19 protein-coding genes are annotated in these 15,677 nt (G+C 29.1%); 5 read left to right on the top strand and 14 right to left on the bottom strand.

What is annotated here, in order from left to right:
• The first annotated feature begins 255 nt into the window (after positions 1–255).
• On the top strand, positions 256–1,710 hold the full coding sequence (locus tag RBU61_RS16890) for a nicotinate phosphoribosyltransferase (RefSeq protein ID WP_308876820.1): 1,455 nt from the start codon (positions 256–258) through the stop codon (positions 1,708–1,710).
• 111 nt (positions 1,711–1,821) lie between these two features.
• Here the strand turns inward: RBU61_RS16890 and RBU61_RS16895 are convergent, their stop codons facing one another.
• On the bottom strand, positions 1,822–3,015 hold the full coding sequence (locus tag RBU61_RS16895; RefSeq protein ID WP_308876821.1) for a hypothetical protein: 1,194 nt from the start codon (positions 3,013–3,015) through the stop codon (positions 1,822–1,824).
• 467 nt (positions 3,016–3,482) lie between these two features.
• Between RBU61_RS16895 and RBU61_RS16900 the strand changes: the two genes are divergently transcribed.
• On the top strand, positions 3,483–4,034 hold the full coding sequence (locus tag RBU61_RS16900) for a hypothetical protein (RefSeq protein ID WP_308876822.1): 552 nt from the start codon (positions 3,483–3,485) through the stop codon (positions 4,032–4,034).
• 12 nt (positions 4,035–4,046) lie between these two features.
• Entirely contained in the window at positions 4,047–4,454 is a 408-nt protein-coding gene (locus RBU61_RS16905) for a hypothetical protein (RefSeq protein ID WP_308876823.1), read from the top strand.
• A gap of 49 nt (positions 4,455–4,503) precedes the next feature.
• Here the strand turns inward: RBU61_RS16905 and RBU61_RS16910 are convergent, their stop codons facing one another.
• From RBU61_RS16910 to RBU61_RS16930, 5 genes are all read right to left on the bottom strand, one after another.
• Positions 4,504–4,758: a hypothetical protein gene (locus RBU61_RS16910; RefSeq protein WP_308876824.1), complete on the bottom strand. Its 255-nt coding sequence runs from the start codon at positions 4,756–4,758 to the stop codon at positions 4,504–4,506.
• 107 nt (positions 4,759–4,865) lie between these two features.
• Complete coding sequence (locus tag RBU61_RS16915) at positions 4,866–5,417, bottom strand: accessory gene regulator B family protein (protein WP_308876825.1); 552 nt, start codon at positions 5,415–5,417, stop codon at positions 4,866–4,868.
• 201 nt (positions 5,418–5,618) lie between these two features.
• Entirely contained in the window at positions 5,619–6,140 is a 522-nt protein-coding gene (locus RBU61_RS16920) for a hypothetical protein (protein WP_308876826.1), read from the bottom strand.
• A 12-nt stretch (positions 6,141–6,152) separates the two neighbouring features.
• On the bottom strand, positions 6,153–6,383 hold the full coding sequence (locus RBU61_RS16925) for a hypothetical protein (protein WP_308876827.1): 231 nt from the start codon (positions 6,381–6,383) through the stop codon (positions 6,153–6,155).
• Positions 6,384–6,697: 314 nt separating this feature from the next.
• Positions 6,698–6,829 carry a cyclic lactone autoinducer peptide gene (locus tag RBU61_RS16930; RefSeq protein ID WP_308876828.1) on the bottom strand — a complete coding sequence of 44 codons (132 nt, stop codon included), beginning with the start codon at positions 6,827–6,829 and terminating at the stop codon, positions 6,698–6,700.
• A gap of 222 nt (positions 6,830–7,051) precedes the next feature.
• Between RBU61_RS16930 and RBU61_RS16935 the strand changes: the two genes are divergently transcribed.
• On the top strand, positions 7,052–7,777 hold the full coding sequence (locus RBU61_RS16935; protein WP_308876830.1) for a LytTR family DNA-binding domain-containing protein: 726 nt from the start codon (positions 7,052–7,054) through the stop codon (positions 7,775–7,777).
• Between the two features lie 2 nt (positions 7,778–7,779).
• Positions 7,780–9,093, top strand: coding sequence for a GHKL domain-containing protein (locus RBU61_RS16940; RefSeq protein WP_308876831.1), 1,314 nt, complete (start codon positions 7,780–7,782; stop codon positions 9,091–9,093).
• Positions 9,094–9,482: 389 nt separating this feature from the next.
• Here RBU61_RS16940 and RBU61_RS16945 read toward each other — a convergent pair whose 3' ends face one another.
• The 8 genes from RBU61_RS16945 to RBU61_RS16980 form a co-directional block, all read right to left on the bottom strand.
• Positions 9,483–9,662: a hypothetical protein gene (locus tag RBU61_RS16945; protein WP_308876832.1), complete on the bottom strand. Its 180-nt coding sequence runs from the start codon at positions 9,660–9,662 to the stop codon at positions 9,483–9,485.
• Between the two features lie 155 nt (positions 9,663–9,817).
• A complete protein-coding gene (locus tag RBU61_RS16950) occupies positions 9,818–10,330 on the bottom strand; it encodes a hypothetical protein (RefSeq protein ID WP_308876833.1) in 513 nt (170 codons plus the stop codon).
• Positions 10,331–10,524: 194 nt separating this feature from the next.
• Entirely contained in the window at positions 10,525–11,136 is a 612-nt protein-coding gene (locus tag RBU61_RS16955) for a V-type ATP synthase subunit D (RefSeq protein WP_308876834.1), read from the bottom strand.
• Positions 11,137–11,145: 9 nt separating this feature from the next.
• The gene (locus tag RBU61_RS16960; protein WP_308876835.1) at positions 11,146–12,522 is read right to left on the bottom strand and encodes a V-type ATP synthase subunit B; all 1,377 of its coding nucleotides are present in this window, start codon (positions 12,520–12,522) and stop codon (positions 11,146–11,148) included.
• Positions 12,523–12,533: 11 nt separating this feature from the next.
• Entirely contained in the window at positions 12,534–14,306 is a 1,773-nt protein-coding gene (locus tag RBU61_RS16965; protein WP_308876837.1) for a V-type ATP synthase subunit A, read from the bottom strand.
• Entirely contained in the window at positions 14,299–14,928 is a 630-nt protein-coding gene (locus tag RBU61_RS16970) for a V-type ATP synthase subunit E (RefSeq protein WP_308876838.1), read from the bottom strand. Before RBU61_RS16970 ends, RBU61_RS16965 begins: the two co-directional genes overlap by 8 nt.
• 11 nt (positions 14,929–14,939) lie before the next feature.
• Positions 14,940–15,245: a V-type ATP synthase subunit F gene (locus RBU61_RS16975; RefSeq protein WP_308876839.1), complete on the bottom strand. Its 306-nt coding sequence runs from the start codon at positions 15,243–15,245 to the stop codon at positions 14,940–14,942.
• Position 15,246: 1 nt separating this feature from the next.
• Positions 15,247–15,669, bottom strand: coding sequence for an ATP synthase subunit C (locus RBU61_RS16980; RefSeq protein WP_308876840.1), 423 nt, complete (start codon positions 15,667–15,669; stop codon positions 15,247–15,249).
• Positions 15,670–15,677 lie beyond the last annotated feature (8 nt).

Consider the following 15,677-nt stretch of genomic DNA (forward strand, 5'->3'; position numbering starts at 1 on the left):
CCCTAAAATTGTAGATGGTAATTCCTCCATTATTAAAGAATTAAAAGATCAAGGAGTGTATTGAAGTATTGAATTTAAAAAATATTGTAAGTTCTTTAGGTTTGGGCGAAAAAATAAAGTTCTATTTTAAATAATGGGTAATTTCTATATAATTTTGGAAATTACCCATTTATTATTTTTTGTTGCTATGTTTATTGAACTTTTCATATTATAAGTCTATAATTAGGGTAATGATAATAAAAAAGGAGACTGCCAATGATAAGCCTAGATTGGAAGGATAGAAAGAATCTTACTATGTTAGCCGATTTTTATGAATTTACCATGGCTAATGGTTATTTAGAAAATGGTATGGGAGAGCAAATTGCTTATTTTGATATGTTCTTTAGAGCAATACCTGATGATGGTGGTTTTGCCATTATGGCAGGTGTGGAGCAATTAATAGAATATCTAAGGAATCTTAAATTTGATGAAGAAGACATAGATTATTTTGAATCTAAAAACATATTCTCTCAAAGCTTTTTAGATTATTTAAGAGACTTTAAATTTAAATGTGATGTATGGGCTATTCCAGAGGGAACTCCAATATTTCCTCAAGAACCTATTGTCGTAGTCCGTGGACCTGTAATACAGGCTCAACTTATAGAAACAATGGTACTCTTAACTATAAACCATCAAAGTTTGATAGCTACTAAGGCTAATAGAATAGTTAGGGCAGCCAATGGTAGAACTGTAATGGAATTTGGTTCTAGACGTGCTCAAGGATACGAAGGTGCAATCCTCGGTGCTAGAGCTGCATATATTGGCGGATGTATAGGAACAGCCAACACCATAGTAGATAGAGACTTTGATATTCCTGCCATGGGTACAATGGCTCATAGCTGGGTTCAAATGTTTCCCACAGAATTAGATGCCTTTAGGGCCTATGCTAGAACTTATCCAAATAATTGTACACTTTTAATAGATACATACAATACTCTAAAGCAAGGATTGCCAAATGCCATACAAGTATTCAATGAAGAAATTGTACCACGTGGATTTAGACCTAAAGGTATTAGAATAGATAGTGGAGATATTGCCTATCTATCTAAAGAATGTCGTAGAATTTTGGATGACGCAGGATTTAGTGATTGTGACATAATTGCTTCCAGTTCCCTAGATGAATATGTAATTAGAGACTTACTTATTCAAGGAGCAGAAATTGACTCCTTTGGAGTTGGAGAGAGACTTATAACTGCAAAATCACAGCCTGTATTTGGTGGTGTTTATAAGTTGACAACTGTAGAAAGAGAAGGACAGCTTATTCCTACAATAAAAGTCAGTGAAAACGTAGGCAAAATAACTACACCAGGTTTTAAACAAGTATATAGATTGTTTGATAATGCTACTAAAAAAGCAATAGCTGACGTAATTACTTTACATGATGAGATAATCGATACTAGTAGACCTTACGAAATATTCCATCCCCTATATACTTGGAAAAGAAAGACATTGGAAAATTTCCATGCTAAAAAGCTTTTGGTACAAATATTTGATAAAGGTATTTGCATATATGAAAATCCAAATATACATGAAATAAAAAACCATTGTAAAGAACAATTAGATTTAATGTGGGATGAAGTAAAAAGGTTTGAAAAGCCACATAGATATTTTGTAGATTTATCTCAGGATTTATGGAATATTAAAAACCAGTTGCTGGAAAAACATAAATAGAATATTGATTCTAGCAAACTTATATTGTGCATCTAAACATACGACTAATGAAACTCTATATAAATAAAAATAAGATTTAGTATTAATACTAAATCTTATTTTTATTTACTTTTACAACTTCTTATATAAATTCTCCATTTCTTCTACTACTTTTTTATCCGCATCTTTATCACCATAACGGCTATCTATATAAATTTTTCTAATTTTTTCAATTCTTTCTTCAGAGAACTTCTCAGCCTTTTTATTTATATCTAGAGATGTATCTGATTTTTTAATTTCTATATCTCTTTTATTTAATTTTTCTAGGTATCTTCTATAGTAGAACCTTATCTGTTCTTTTATTTCCTTTGGATACTTTTCCCTTGTTTTTTTCTTCTCTATCTTAATATCTTTTATATACTCTCTTTCTTCAGTATATTCTCGAGCATTATACTCTCTATACCCCACTTTTACAATCAATCTATATATAATATAGATTGTAGTTATGATAAGCAAAAATCCTATTATCCTTTCAAGCATTGGAAAGCTTCGAGGGATTATTTCTTCCACTTGTTCTATGCTTTCATAATTATCTACATTCATATTTTCAAATAAAGATTCCATATTATTTTTCTTTATCTCTCCTTCAATAAATACAATAAGTTTATTCATTAGATAAAATATTAAAATAATAGGATAATATAGTATCTTTATTATTACATCTATTATAAATCTATATATGTTGCCAACAATAGAAAATATAATATTTCTCAATCCATCAAGGGCAACCATGGAGGATAATATGGAAACAACTCCTATATATTTTCTATTTGATCTTTTTATATTCTCCATGTCCATACCAGAGTCTAAATGTCTAACGGTTCTTATTAATATTATTGTGGTTACCTGGCTAATGATTATAAAAGGTATGGAATATACTATAAAATTATCAAGGACACCACCTAAAAATGCCAAAGTTATTGCAGCTATATATGCTAAGTAGGACTTTTTTAGCTTTTCCGAATATTCATAGTGATTGCCTTGAAGCAAGGAATTTCTAATATATAAAAACATAAGGATAGTATTCATAAGTATAAATGTAATTGCAACGATGTCTTTAAAAAACAATAATGGAAGAAGTAAAAGTAATATACTTATATTATATATTTTTTTTCTTTTATAATTTAGTGCAAATATTAAAGAGCTTAGGTTCGTCCAAATAAAAACTATAAATATTTTATTTAAAGATGTAAAGGGAAAAAACATTAGTAATAGAGAATATATAAATGAAACCACAGATACTATTTCAATTAAAATTAAATCCATTTAATTCCCCCTATACTTAATTATATTTTTATTCAAATCACTTAGATTGTCACCATTTATAGATATGCAGACTACCTTATTTACAACTTTGCTCAATTTATTTATATAGTGTACATAGGGTTCTAGTACTCTTGGTGTGATTATTACAACTGTAGTATAACTTCCTCGCGATCTTAAAGCCTCATCTAAAGTTTCTTCAAAGATGGAGCCATGGTCTTTATATGCTCAGGTATTATATAATCTCCTCCTTCTTATATTATGTTAATTATACATTATTTAATAAATATAATTCAATAAAGAAAAAACAAAATATACCAAGTCTCTCCTAAAAATTTGCTGCTTTTTTATCTTTGTATTTTCATTGGTTTTAATGTATCATATTAATGGGTACTTATCTTATATATAATATTTAACTAATTGAATATATATATTCACAGCATAGTTGGAGCAGAAAGAAGGGATTAAATATGAAACGAAGGATACTTTTCTTACTTTATAGTTTGATAAGTATAGGTATTTTGATTTTAGCATTGATGAATAATGAATTGCTGCACAGTAGAGTTTTTCTACTGACAATTATTTTATTTGTAGGAATAGGTTTGCTAAATCATTTTTATGAAATAAATAGGTTAAATAAGGAAAATGAAAAGAAAAAAAGAATTTTTACTAAGGATAATGTAAAGATTCTAGTGGGTTCAGCTCTTGCAGCTGCTATAACATGGCATATGAATCACAAAATGGGCTATGGTGCAGTAATCGCTAATGGGTTTGTGGGAGTAGTAGCAACCATATTATTTTCTCCAGGATTGGCAGGTGTATTATTCACTACTTCTTTTATAGGTATGTCAGCCCAAACCGTAATGCCATCCATAACCATAGCTGGATTAACAGGACTGGTCGCAGGAATTATAATTATATTATCTAAAGATATATATGCAGGACTTGGGGGAAAGGGAGGTACTTCAATTGCACTTTCTGTTCAATTAGTAAAAGCCCTTCTAAGTGTATTTGGTATTTAAAGGAGGTAAAATATGATTTATTTAACTATGATAGTTGCCATATCTTCAGCGTGTCTGACTTATTTTTTAAGTCTACATCTTGAAAAAGGACCTACTCTTGCATCAGCTATAGTAACTTTATCATCAGGTTTGCTGCTGCCATATTTCTTCACAGAAGGTACTACACTTGCACTTGTTGCAACTGCTGCTTCTTACGCAGCTATGGTATCTGGAGCTAAATTTCCAAAGCTTATTGAAATGGCAGGAGTTGGAGCTATATGTGGTCTTGTTTTTAGTCTAACTCAAGATGTATTTATAGGTGTAGGTGGAAGACTTGGATCTATTGCAGCCATATCTGGGCTTTCTTGGCTTGGACTTAAGCAAATAATTGATAAATTTAAAAAACAAAATCAAGTCACAATAGATGTGTTACAAAAGTAAATATAAAAGAGAGCTATAGGATCAATGATCCTATAGCTCTCTTTTTATATTATCTAGCTGCTTTTAATTTTGCTATATCATTCCAGTTCTTTGATGCAACTATTTCTATAGTATTAAACTCTTCTGATAACTTATCGACTTTTCCATTTATTTCATATCTAAGTTCGCTTAAACTGGCAGTTTGTTCAATTATGGATTTTATGTCTTCCTTCATTTCTTGCTGCCCCTTTTCAAGACTTACTACCTTGTCCTCGATACTCCCTAACTTCTCTATTACTATTTTTTGAAATTCTTCGTTAGTCATTTTATCGACCTCCTTTATCCATTTCATTTATAGCTTAATAATAATTATATATTATAATAATGGATTATACAATGAAGTAATATTTCTATATTATAGTCTATTATAACTTAAATACTTAATGCTACTACCATTAAAGAACTACTAATGGCAAAGAAGTAATTAAGTACATCTACTATATCTAATACTATTAATACATGGCATATAGTTGCCAAAACCAATATGACACTTAACCATTTATCCTTTTTTACAATACTTTTATTTATAGTATCTTCATCTACAGTTCTATTTGTATGTACTATAGGTTTAGTGGTATAGATTTTTACTGTGGAATAAATAATAAATATTATTCCCAGAATCTGCTTTAGGGTGGAATCTAAATATATTTCTAAAAGTCCTATTATTATAAAGTTTAGGCTTGTAATAAATAAACATCCTAAGTACGTCTTACTATGGTATCCTCCCATATTTCTCCTAAGTAAAATTAACACACCTAAGTAGATAATTGATGATACAGTCTGTCTCATAATTATTCCAATTAATACAATAATTAAGGCCGTTAATATACTAGTTCCTATGATCTTCATTCCATAGAGTATTACCCCTATTTCATCATCTGTTGTTGACCAAGAAACATATCTTCTAATAAATTGACTTATCACTTTAACTCTAACTCCTTTCATTTATAATAATTATATCAAGTTAATTTTATATTTGTTGAAATCTGGATTAAGTGGTTATTTAGGGGGGATTCTGTGTTTAAAATTGGAATTTATGAAGACAATAAAAAAGCAAGGTAGTATTTTTATTCGCTTCATAATCTAATAAACAAAAAAACTAGATTAATCTAGTTTTTTTGTTTATTAATTTATATAAATCCAAGTACAATCCCAGTTTTGAAAAATTTCTGCATAGGATGTTCTAGTTGTATTTGTTTTTATTGATTTACCATCAAGTCTTGTATATTGTCTTTCAACTACTTTGTATTTATTGTAATAAGGTCTGTATCTAAGTCGGATAGTTCTATTTTTGGGAGCCGTGTGTGAGAAAGAAGATGTTTGACTATAATTTTTTCCAAATGTAACTCCAAATGAATTTCCTATTTTTAATTTATCACCATAATTTCCACTTAGCACATGTTGATATTGAATAGAAGTTCCAGTCATTTTAGACATTGAAGCTGTAATACCATTACTTGCTTGAGGACCATTTCTATAAGAACCATAACTAGTTCCTACTAATGTTTTACTTTCTACTTGCCAAAATGTTGCACCATCTGAAGGTGCTCTAAAAATTACTTCATCATCTGCATAAACCAAACTATTGTTAGAAATCAATAAAATAATAAATAATAACATAGATAAAACTTTTAAGCTTCTTTTCATATCATTTCCTCCTTAATTTTTGTTGGTATCATTCTTAGATTTAAAAAATAAAAAAGGCAAAAATAAAACAAATATAAATACAATTGTTGAAATAATAGAGACATAAGAAAAGACATTTGAAGAATATCCTTCTACTACATTAAAATTGATTTTTACTAAATTACCTAATTGAATAATAAGTGAGTAGATAATTAAATCAAAACTAATAATAATTAAAGTTATTGCTTTTTCTGTTTTATTCATGGATGAACTCCTTTCCCAAAATATCTAACTTGATTCTGTTGAGTTAAGTATCACATTGTTTAATATTAAGTTCCAGTTTTATAGGAAATTTTTATATAGATTGAACTTAATAAAAATTCAATTAAGTTGTCTCATCAGAAACCTTAATTATTTCACAATTATAAGTACTCAAGGCTCTATTAATTCTTGTTGTATTTCTCTTAACCTTCCTCCAAATGCGACTAACCTCCTGTTAGCTAGTTCTTTATCTGAAATAAATACTGCATCATCTGTAAGCTTTTCATCAACTTGTCCATTTTTATCTTATTTCTTGACTACTTCCTGATAGACTTCGGTGCCTTAGGTTCGTAATATAAAAATGTAGAAACTGTATTTGGAGACTCTTCAGCAATTTTCTTTGCTACTTTACTTATTTTATCTATACTCTTAATTAGAACTTTCTTCATCCCTTGTCCTCCTCTCTAGCTTTATTATTAATACTTAATGCCATTGTGGAAAATACCGCTAATGACAAAAGTAATTAATTTCATTTACTAAACTAATTTGTTTATCACTTTAACTACTATGCTCTTTGATTTATAATAATTATATCAGGTTAATTCCATATTTGTTGAAATTTGGATTAAGTGGTCTTTTTTTGGAGTAAGTGGTTATCTAGGGGGGATTCTGTGTTTAAAATTGGAATTTGTGAAGACAATAAAGATTTCTTATCTGAATTGAGGTTAATAATTGAGAAAAAATTTATCCAACATAATATTAATTGCGAAATAGATTGTTTTTATTCTGGGGAAGAGGTTCTTGACAATATATTTAATTTAAGGAAAACCTATGATATTATCTTTTTCGATATAGAACTACAAGGATTAAATGGAATAGAAACAGCACGAAAAGTTAGAGAAGTTGATAAAAATACTATATTTATATTTATTACATATTTAAACGAGAAAGTATATGAAGCCTTAGACCTGACAATCTTTCATTTCATAAGAAAAAGCCATTTTCACAAAGAGGTTAATTCAGTCCTTGATTCATTAATTAAGAAACTTGAATATTTAACTAAAAAATATTTCTTTCCTATAGGCGATAACGATATTTATCTTAAACTCTATGATATTATATACTTTGAAGTGGTGGATAGAACTGTAATTATACATACCCTAGATATTACTTATACTTCAAATTATCGTTCTCTAAAAGATATTCCTTATGATTTAACAGGGAAACATTTCTTTGAAATATATAGAGGAATTATGATAAATCTTAATCATGTGGAAGATTTTATAAATGATAAGGTTATTCTTTCCAATGGAGATACTTTCTATATTGCAAGAAGAAGAATTAATAACTTTAAGAAAGAATTCTATAGATATATTTCAACTAAAAGAGAGGGATAATCATGGAAAAGTCTAATATTATATTAAGTTTGTTATTTGCCATAGTGGATAATATGCTTTTTGTAGGTATATTATCTAGATTTAGAAACTCTAAAAATAATTATAAAATCATTGATTTTCTTTTAATTATTATTGTATCTATTGTTACATGTATATTCGCCCAATTTGGTATTACTCCGTACTTGAAACTAATTCTTATATCTATTTTATTATTTTTCATAACCTTCTTATATGATATTAAACTTCATCAACGTATTTTAAGTGTTGTAATATATTATTTTATATTAATTATTTCAGAGCTATTAATCACTTCACTAGCTTCAGAAGTTTTAGGTAAAACTGCAATAGAATTAAATTTTCCATATGCTTATTTTTATTTAGGATTATTTAGCAAATTTTTATCTATATTACTCTTTATGTTAATCAGTAATAAATTTTTAAATAAAAGTATTGTTCTACCGAAAGTTCTAAATTATCTAATGATAGGGGTTTTGTCTTTGTCCAGTATTTCAATGATATTATTATTTTATTCTAGTTTAGGATTATCCCCTAAAGGCATAGCTTTTACTTTATTTATCATATGCTTGTTTACTTTATTTACTAGTCTAGGTACTATGATAATGTATTTCAAGGCAAATACCTTTTATATTAATTTACAAAAAGAAACTACCAAAAGGATTTATAATAGATCTTATGAAAAGTTTATTATAAATAGTGAACTAAAAAATGATACCTTATCTAAAATATGGCATGATATAGGAAACCATATTAAGATATTAGAGAAAATGGATATAGTAGAAAATAAAGCTTATATAAATTCAATAAAAGAAAGGTTTAAATCTATTCCAAATAAAATAAGTACAGGAAATAAATTAATAGATATAATATTAAATGATAAATATACAGAAGCAACTATCCATAAAATAGACCTTGATATAAAAGCAATTTCTCCTCCTAACCTGGATATTGATGATATGGATTTAAGCTCTATTTTATTTAATACTATAGATAATGCAATAGAAGCCTGTTTAAATTGCAATGAAAAAAATAGATATATTTATTTGGAATTATATCTTGATGGAAATTTTTTATTTTATAAGATTAAAAATAGTTATAATTCTATTAAAGATAATTCTTCTAAGAAATTCTATTTTAATAAAAAGAAGTATCTCTCTTCTGGATATGGTATTAGCATAATAGCGGATATTTCAAATAAATATGATGGATATATGGATATAAAGAAAGATGATAATGAATATTCACTTACTATTATTCTTCCTTTAAATGACCATCCAATCCAAGAAATGACCACTTAAACCAAATTAAAACTATTTTAAATTAGATTTGATATAATTTTTATAGGTAAATAAAACGTATGTCTTATATGACAAATTAAAGTGTATCAAGATAAGAAAAAACACAAGAAAAGAAGGCAAAAATCCTTCTTTTTTTTAATAATAATTGAATTTTAAAGATAAAAAAGTTTTTGTAGATTTTTCATTTTAACTTATCTTGAAGGGTATTGATAAAAAACCTTAATTAATGTTATAGTTTCAATAGTTATAGGGATTTATTGCGAGAAATTTTTTTGTAGAATGATTTATCTAAAATTTTCTTAGAAAAATCATTCACTAATAATAAATCAAGGTAGTATTTTTTATTTGCTCTTAAATAACCAAGGTGAAAAAACATATTAAGTCATGGTTTATTGTTCTAAATAATATTTATTTAGAAAATGTACTCCTATTATAAAACATAAAACTTTCATTATAAAAGCAATATAATTCATAGGTTCTACCAAATAATTACCTGTAATACTTCCTGTTAATAAAAAAGGATATATTATTACTAGTATACTTAAAATCAAGCTAACTTTTTTATTCATATTATCAACCTTTCTATAAATAAAATATGAAAATAAAATTCCATGTATTTTTTACTTTGTAGCGCATTATAAGTTTGGACACCATTCATGCTTTCAAATTTTGGTTCAAGCTGTTTTATAGCTTCTCGTATAGTAAAAAACTTTCTCATTTCCTCTTACGCCTTTCCATATTTTATACTTTCAATAAAAAAATAGTTTGTAGAAAAGTTTGTAATAGCAATATAATATTTGCCATCTTCTAAAACTTCCAACATAATATCTTCTTTAGGTGATTTTAAGTCATCGTGTTTAACATTATCGTTAACAATATTAGATTTTATAAGTTCTACATTTAAAGCTTTATCTGTTACGTATTTCTCGTTTTCATTTTCTCCTAATATGGGACGACCTTCTATTTCAATAGAAATTCTATCACCTTTTTTTAATGATAATCTTTTTTCTTTTTCACCTCCTAATAAAACTGTATCTCCATTTTGCAACATTATATTGAATTGTTGATATGGATCTTGATTTAAAATTGGTATAATGAATCTTACATTTGCTTTTATCTTTTCATTATTACCTAGAATATTGTAAAAGGTTTTTGAACTATAATAATTTCTTGTTAATAACAAAAGTAAACAAATAAATATTATTAAAGAAATAAATATATTCTTTTTTTTAGACACTATTTCTTCCCCCTATCCCCTATCCCCTATCCCCTATCCCCTATCCCCTATCCCCTATCCCCTATCCCCTATAATAATTATATCAGATTAAATTTATATCTGTTGTAATTTGGTTTAAGTGATCTTTTCTTGGAGTGAATGGTTATTTCCATATAAAAATACCAGAAGAATCCTTTATTCTTCTGGTATTTTCTTTATTTTCCCTTAACTCTCTTTAATCTAAAGAAATCTTCTCTTTCCTTTTCTTCCAATACTTCCTCTATATATTTAATAGTAGAAGTATATTTAGGAATTTGGATTTTATCTAGGGCGTTGGCTCTTTTTTGTGTCTTTTTTATTTCCATGGCTAATTTATATACTGAGTTTTCTAGCTCTGCTAATTCATATATAAGATTTTTTATATCTGTAAATTTTAGTACTGCTTTGTCAAAGGCTGGATTTGTTCTAAAAAAACCATACTCTGTCGTAAGAATAGTGTCTTCCCTTTTTATAATGGGTACTTCTACTCCCATTACAGATTTAAATAATATATCAAAACTCTCTTCCTTTGCAATAGAACTTGCTAGTTCACTTACATATTCACTGCCTATGGTTATATTGGCTAGCTTTAAAGCTTCATAGGCCTGCTTAAACTCAATATCTATTCTCTCCTGTAGTTCACTAGCCCTATCTATTAGAGACATCATTTCTCTAATTAAAACTGTTCTCTTTCTATCTAATAACTCATAACCCTTCTTCGCAAATCCAAGGGAACCTTTAGCTTTAATTAAGTTTGCTTTTGTAGGGGTCATTTTATATACTACCATTTAATCACCTTATTTCATATACTTTTCTATTAAGGCTGGGTCTAGTCTATCTAATTCTTCTTTAGGTAATAGTGAAAGAATTTTCCATGATAAATCTAATGTATTTTCCATATCTCTATTTTCATTATGCTTTTGGGTAACAAATTTTTCTTCAAAAGCATCTCCAAACTCCATATGTTTTTTATCCTTATGAGATAAATCATCTTCACCTACTATCTGTGCCAAGGATCTAACATCTTGAACCTTAGAATATGCAGAAAATAATTGGTTAGATACATCTGGATGATCTTCCCTTGTATAGCCTTCACCGATACCGTCTTTCATAAGTCTTGATAATGAAGGGAGTACATTTATAGGTGGATAAATATTCTTCTGATGAAGTTCTCTTGATAATACTATCTGTCCCTCTGTTATATATCCAGTTAAGTCTGGTATAGGGTGGGTTATATCATCATTTGGCATTGTAAGTATTGGTATTAATGTTACTGAACCTTCCCTATCCTTTAACATACCTGCCCTTTCATATAATGCTGCTAAATCAGAGTAAAGATACCCTGGATAACCTCTTCTACTTGGTACTTCTTCTCTTAGGGAAGAAACTTCTCTAAGAGCTTCACCATAGCTAGTTATATCTGTCATTATAACTAATACGTGTTGATTTTCTTCAAAGGCTAGGTATTCTGCTGCCGTTAGAGCTGCCCTTGGTGTTATGATTCTTTCCATTATAGGGTCATCTGCATAATTAATATACATAACTACCTTGCTCTGAACTCCTGCTTTCTTAAAGGCTTCTTTGAAGAAAAATGCTTCATCATGTTTTACACCTATGGCTGCAAAAACTATTGAAAAGTTGTCACTTTCCTTACCCTTTACTTTAATCTTTGCCTGTCTAACTATTTGTGCTGCCAATTCATTATGGGGTAATCCTGAACCCGAGAATATAGGCAGCTTCTGTCCCCTAATAAGGGTAATAAGCCCATCTATTGAAGATATTCCTGTTTGAATATAATCCCTTGGATATTCTCTAGATACGGGATTTATCGGTCTACCGTTTACATTGTAAAAGTTGTCTGCATATATATCTCCACCATTATCTATTGGCATACCTATTCCATTAAAAGTTCTTCCTAGTATATCCTTAGATAATGGGATTTCAAAGGGTCTTCCTTCAAAGCTTACCTTAGTATTTTCTACAGAATGACCTAAGGTAGAACCAAAAACCTGTACTACTACTTTATCTCCATCTATTTTGATAACCCTGCCAAGTTTCTTTTCACCTAAATTATTCTCAACTTCAACGATTTCTCCATATCCAACTGCATGAACTTTTGATAATTCAATTAATGCTCCCTCTACCTTATCTAATACTAAATATTCTTTTTTCACTTTATCACCTGCTATTTAGAATAATCTAATTCTAATTTATTGTAAAAATCATTAATCATATTTTTTAATTCTTCTATCTTTCCTATATTATCGTTAGGTATAGAATATTTCATCTTAATAACTTCATCATAAATTGCTCCATTTCTTACTTTAGAAATAGGTATGTTTTTCTTTATAGCTTGCAATCCTCTTTCATATAACAAATCTATGGTTTTTAACATTTCTAATTGTTTCTTTAAAGGTACGTAGGTATCCTCCTTATGGAAAGCATTTTGCTGTAAAAATCCTATTTTTATCACTCTAGCAACCTCAAGAATTAATCTTTGATCATCAGGCAACACATCTTCACCAACTAAAAGAACTATTTCAAGGAGCCTGCTTTCCTCAAATAAAAGTCTTAACATCTTTCCTCGAAATCCATCTACTTCTTCATTTAACTCCATTTCGTAATAGTTTCGGAGCATTTCCATATATCCACTATAACTATTCAACCAGTTTATAGCTGGATAATGTCTTGAATAAGCTAGTTCTCTATCTAGTCCTAAAAATACATTTACAAATCTTTTGGTGTTTTCTGTAACTGGCTCAGAGAAATCCCCTCCTGCGGGAGATACTGCACCTATAATAGTTACAGAACCTTCATTACCTGAAAGAGATTTTACATATCCTGCTCTCTCATAGAATTGGGCAAGTCTAGAAGGCAAATATGCTGGATAGCCTTCTTCTGCCGGCATTTCCTCTAGTCTTCCTGATATTTCACGTAAAGCCTCTGCCCAACGGGAAGTGGAGTCTGCCATTATTGCCACATGATATCCCATATCTCTAAAGTATTCTGCCATGGTAATTCCTGTATAAATACTGGCTTCCCTTGCTGCTACTGGCATATTTGATGTATTAGCTATAAGGACAGTTCTTTCTACTATAGCTCTCCCAGTTTTAGGATCTATTAGTTCTGGAAAGTCCTCCAGTACTTCTGTCATTTCGTTTCCTCTTTCACCGCAACCAATATATATTATAATATCTGCATCTGACCATTTTGCCAGTTGGTGCTGAGTCATAGTCTTTCCTGTACCAAATCCTCCAGGAATTGCAGCAGTTCCACCCTTCGCTATGGGAAAGAAAATATCTAGAACCCTTTGTCCTGTGGCTAATAATTTAGTTATAGGCAATCTTTCTTTTATTGGTCTTGAAACTCTAACAGGCCATTCCTGATACATTTTAAGAGAATACTTATTTCCTTCGCCATCTTCTATTTCTACTAGCTCTTCTTCAATATTATATTTTCCATTTTTTATTACCTTAGTTACTTTCCCTTCTAGTCCTACTGGTACTAGAAGTTTGTGATTAATTAAAGATGTCTCCTGCACCGTACCAAATATTTCCCCTTCTTTAAGGAATTGTCCCATTTCTACATTTATATTTACTTCCCATAATTTTTCTTCATCTATAGATATAAGACCTATACCTTCTGGAATAAAGCTGCCAAAATCATCTCTTATTTTCTTTAGAGGCCTTTGAATACCATCAAACATATTGCCTAACATACCAGGACCTAGTTTTAGGGACAAAGGCTTTCCAGTTGAAACTATCTTTTCTCCTCTTTTTAAACCTTCTGTTTCTTCATATACCTGAACTGTGCCGTATTCTCCATCTATGGATATAATCTCACCAATGAGTTTTTTGTCTCCTACTAATACCATTTCTCTCATTTTAAATCCAGTCATTTCTTCTCCAAGTATTACAGGACCGTTGATCATAGAGATTTTACCAACTAAGTTATTCATTTAAATCACCTGTCTTTTCTAATAAACCATGTAGCTTTTTACCGATTTCATATCTATTGGAAAATATAATGGTTTTAAAACTATTATCCAGATTATAAGTCTTATTTTTATCTGATAATATAAATCCACCGATTAAATCCTTTGTAATCGCGCTAAAGGATATTTCCTTATTGCTTTCTTCCCCAATTTTTATAATGGAGTTTTTAAATCTTTCTAAATCTATTTCCGTTAATCCTATGATAATGCTGTGTTCTTCTACTTCATTAATTAAATCTTGAATTTTACTTAGGACGTAGTTTTCATAATCTTTAGTTTTAGTAAATTCCTTTGCTTTCTCTTCTAATGTCTGCATTAAATCTTCTAGAAGTTCTTCCCTCTTGGAAAGTATTCTTTCTCTATTTTTTTCAATAGCCTTAGAAATCATTTCATTTTTTTGAATTTCAGCTAAATTTCTTTTTCTTTCTAATAGATTTTCTTTGGCTTCCATGAGGCTAGATGTCTTTGCCTCTAATATCTTTTTGTTTCGTTCTTCTTGTTCTTCCAGGAATCTTTTACATTTTTCTTCTTCATCTTTATAGACTAATTTATAGAAAATATCTAACTTATCATCAATAGTAATCATTATTTCACCACCTAGATTTTTATACCTACAGATTCCTTAACATATCTCATAATAAAATTTCTGTCCCTTAAGCCAGTTGCATCTGGAATAGTAGTTATAAGCTTAGAATCTCCAGTTCTTTTTAGTTCCAATACCTGTTCTTCTATTTCTTCAAATATCTTTTCCGTTATTATAATTATTCCAATGTCTGGATTTTCAACAGCTTCTTTGAAATACTTCTCTGTTTCTTCTTTATTTTTTGCTAAAATTCCTTCTATTCCTGCAAGCCTAAGTCCTATTATAGTGTCTTCATTATGGCTGATTAAGAAGGATTTCATATTATAACCTTCCTAGGATTAAGATAGATACTATAAGTCCATAAATAGCAATACCTTCTGCAAGACCTACGAATATCAATGTCTTACCTAATATTCTTGAATCCTCAGATACAGCTCCTAAAGCTGAAGCACCTACTACAGCAACTGCATATCCTGTACCTATGGCTGCTAATCCTGTAGATAAAGCTGCTGCAATAAATCCCATACCTGATGCTGCAGATGCGGAAGCTGTTTCAGCATTAATCGCTCCTGGCACTAAAGTTATTATGGCAGCTGCTAATAGTGGTAAAAATACGAATAAGTTTGTTCTTAAAGCCTTCTTTAATCTCTTTTTGCTCTCTTCCATGTTGTTATAAATCATAAAAATTCCAGTTCCTATGGTAATTAAAACCATTAAAGTTGTTGATATTAATATAAATTGCATTTAAATTC

Source organism: Tissierella sp. MB52-C2, assembly GCF_030931715.1.
GTDB lineage: Bacteria > Bacillota > Clostridia > Tissierellales > Tissierellaceae > Tissierella.

Bases quoted from the DNA above. Each gene is read 5' to 3' on its own strand.
- RBU61_RS16975 (WP_308876839.1), bottom strand. From the start codon at position 15,245: ATGAAATCCTTCTTAATCAGCCATAATGAAGACACTATAATAGGACTT.
- RBU61_RS16940 (WP_308876831.1), top strand. From the start codon at position 7,780: ATGGAAAAGTCTAATATTATATTAAGTTTGTTATTTGCCATAGTGGAT.
- RBU61_RS16930 (WP_308876828.1), bottom strand. From the start codon at position 6,829: ATGAAGAAAGTTCTAATTAAGAGTATAGATAAAATAAGTAAAGTAGCA.
- RBU61_RS16925 (WP_308876827.1), bottom strand. From the start codon at position 6,383: ATGAATAAAACAGAAAAAGCAATAACTTTAATTATTATTAGTTTTGAT.
- RBU61_RS16980 (WP_308876840.1), bottom strand. From the start codon at position 15,669: ATGCAATTTATATTAATATCAACAACTTTAATGGTTTTAATTACCATA.
- RBU61_RS16905 (WP_308876823.1), top strand. From the start codon at position 4,047: ATGATTTATTTAACTATGATAGTTGCCATATCTTCAGCGTGTCTGACT.
- RBU61_RS16945 (WP_308876832.1), bottom strand. From the start codon at position 9,662: ATGAATAAAAAAGTTAGCTTGATTTTAAGTATACTAGTAATAATATAT.
- RBU61_RS16890 (WP_308876820.1), top strand. From the start codon at position 256: ATGATAAGCCTAGATTGGAAGGATAGAAAGAATCTTACTATGTTAGCC.
- RBU61_RS16955 (WP_308876834.1), bottom strand. From the start codon at position 11,136: ATGGTAGTATATAAAATGACCCCTACAAAAGCAAACTTAATTAAAGCT.
- RBU61_RS16895 (WP_308876821.1), bottom strand. From the start codon at position 3,015: ATGGATTTAATTTTAATTGAAATAGTATCTGTGGTTTCATTTATATAT.
- RBU61_RS16920 (WP_308876826.1), bottom strand. From the start codon at position 6,140: ATGAAAAGAAGCTTAAAAGTTTTATCTATGTTATTATTTATTATTTTA.
- RBU61_RS16900 (WP_308876822.1), top strand. From the start codon at position 3,483: ATGAAACGAAGGATACTTTTCTTACTTTATAGTTTGATAAGTATAGGT.
- RBU61_RS16970 (WP_308876838.1), bottom strand. From the start codon at position 14,928: ATGATTACTATTGATGATAAGTTAGATATTTTCTATAAATTAGTCTAT.
- RBU61_RS16910 (WP_308876824.1), bottom strand. From the start codon at position 4,758: ATGACTAACGAAGAATTTCAAAAAATAGTAATAGAGAAGTTAGGGAGT.
- RBU61_RS16965 (WP_308876837.1), bottom strand. From the start codon at position 14,306: ATGAATAACTTAGTTGGTAAAATCTCTATGATCAACGGTCCTGTAATA.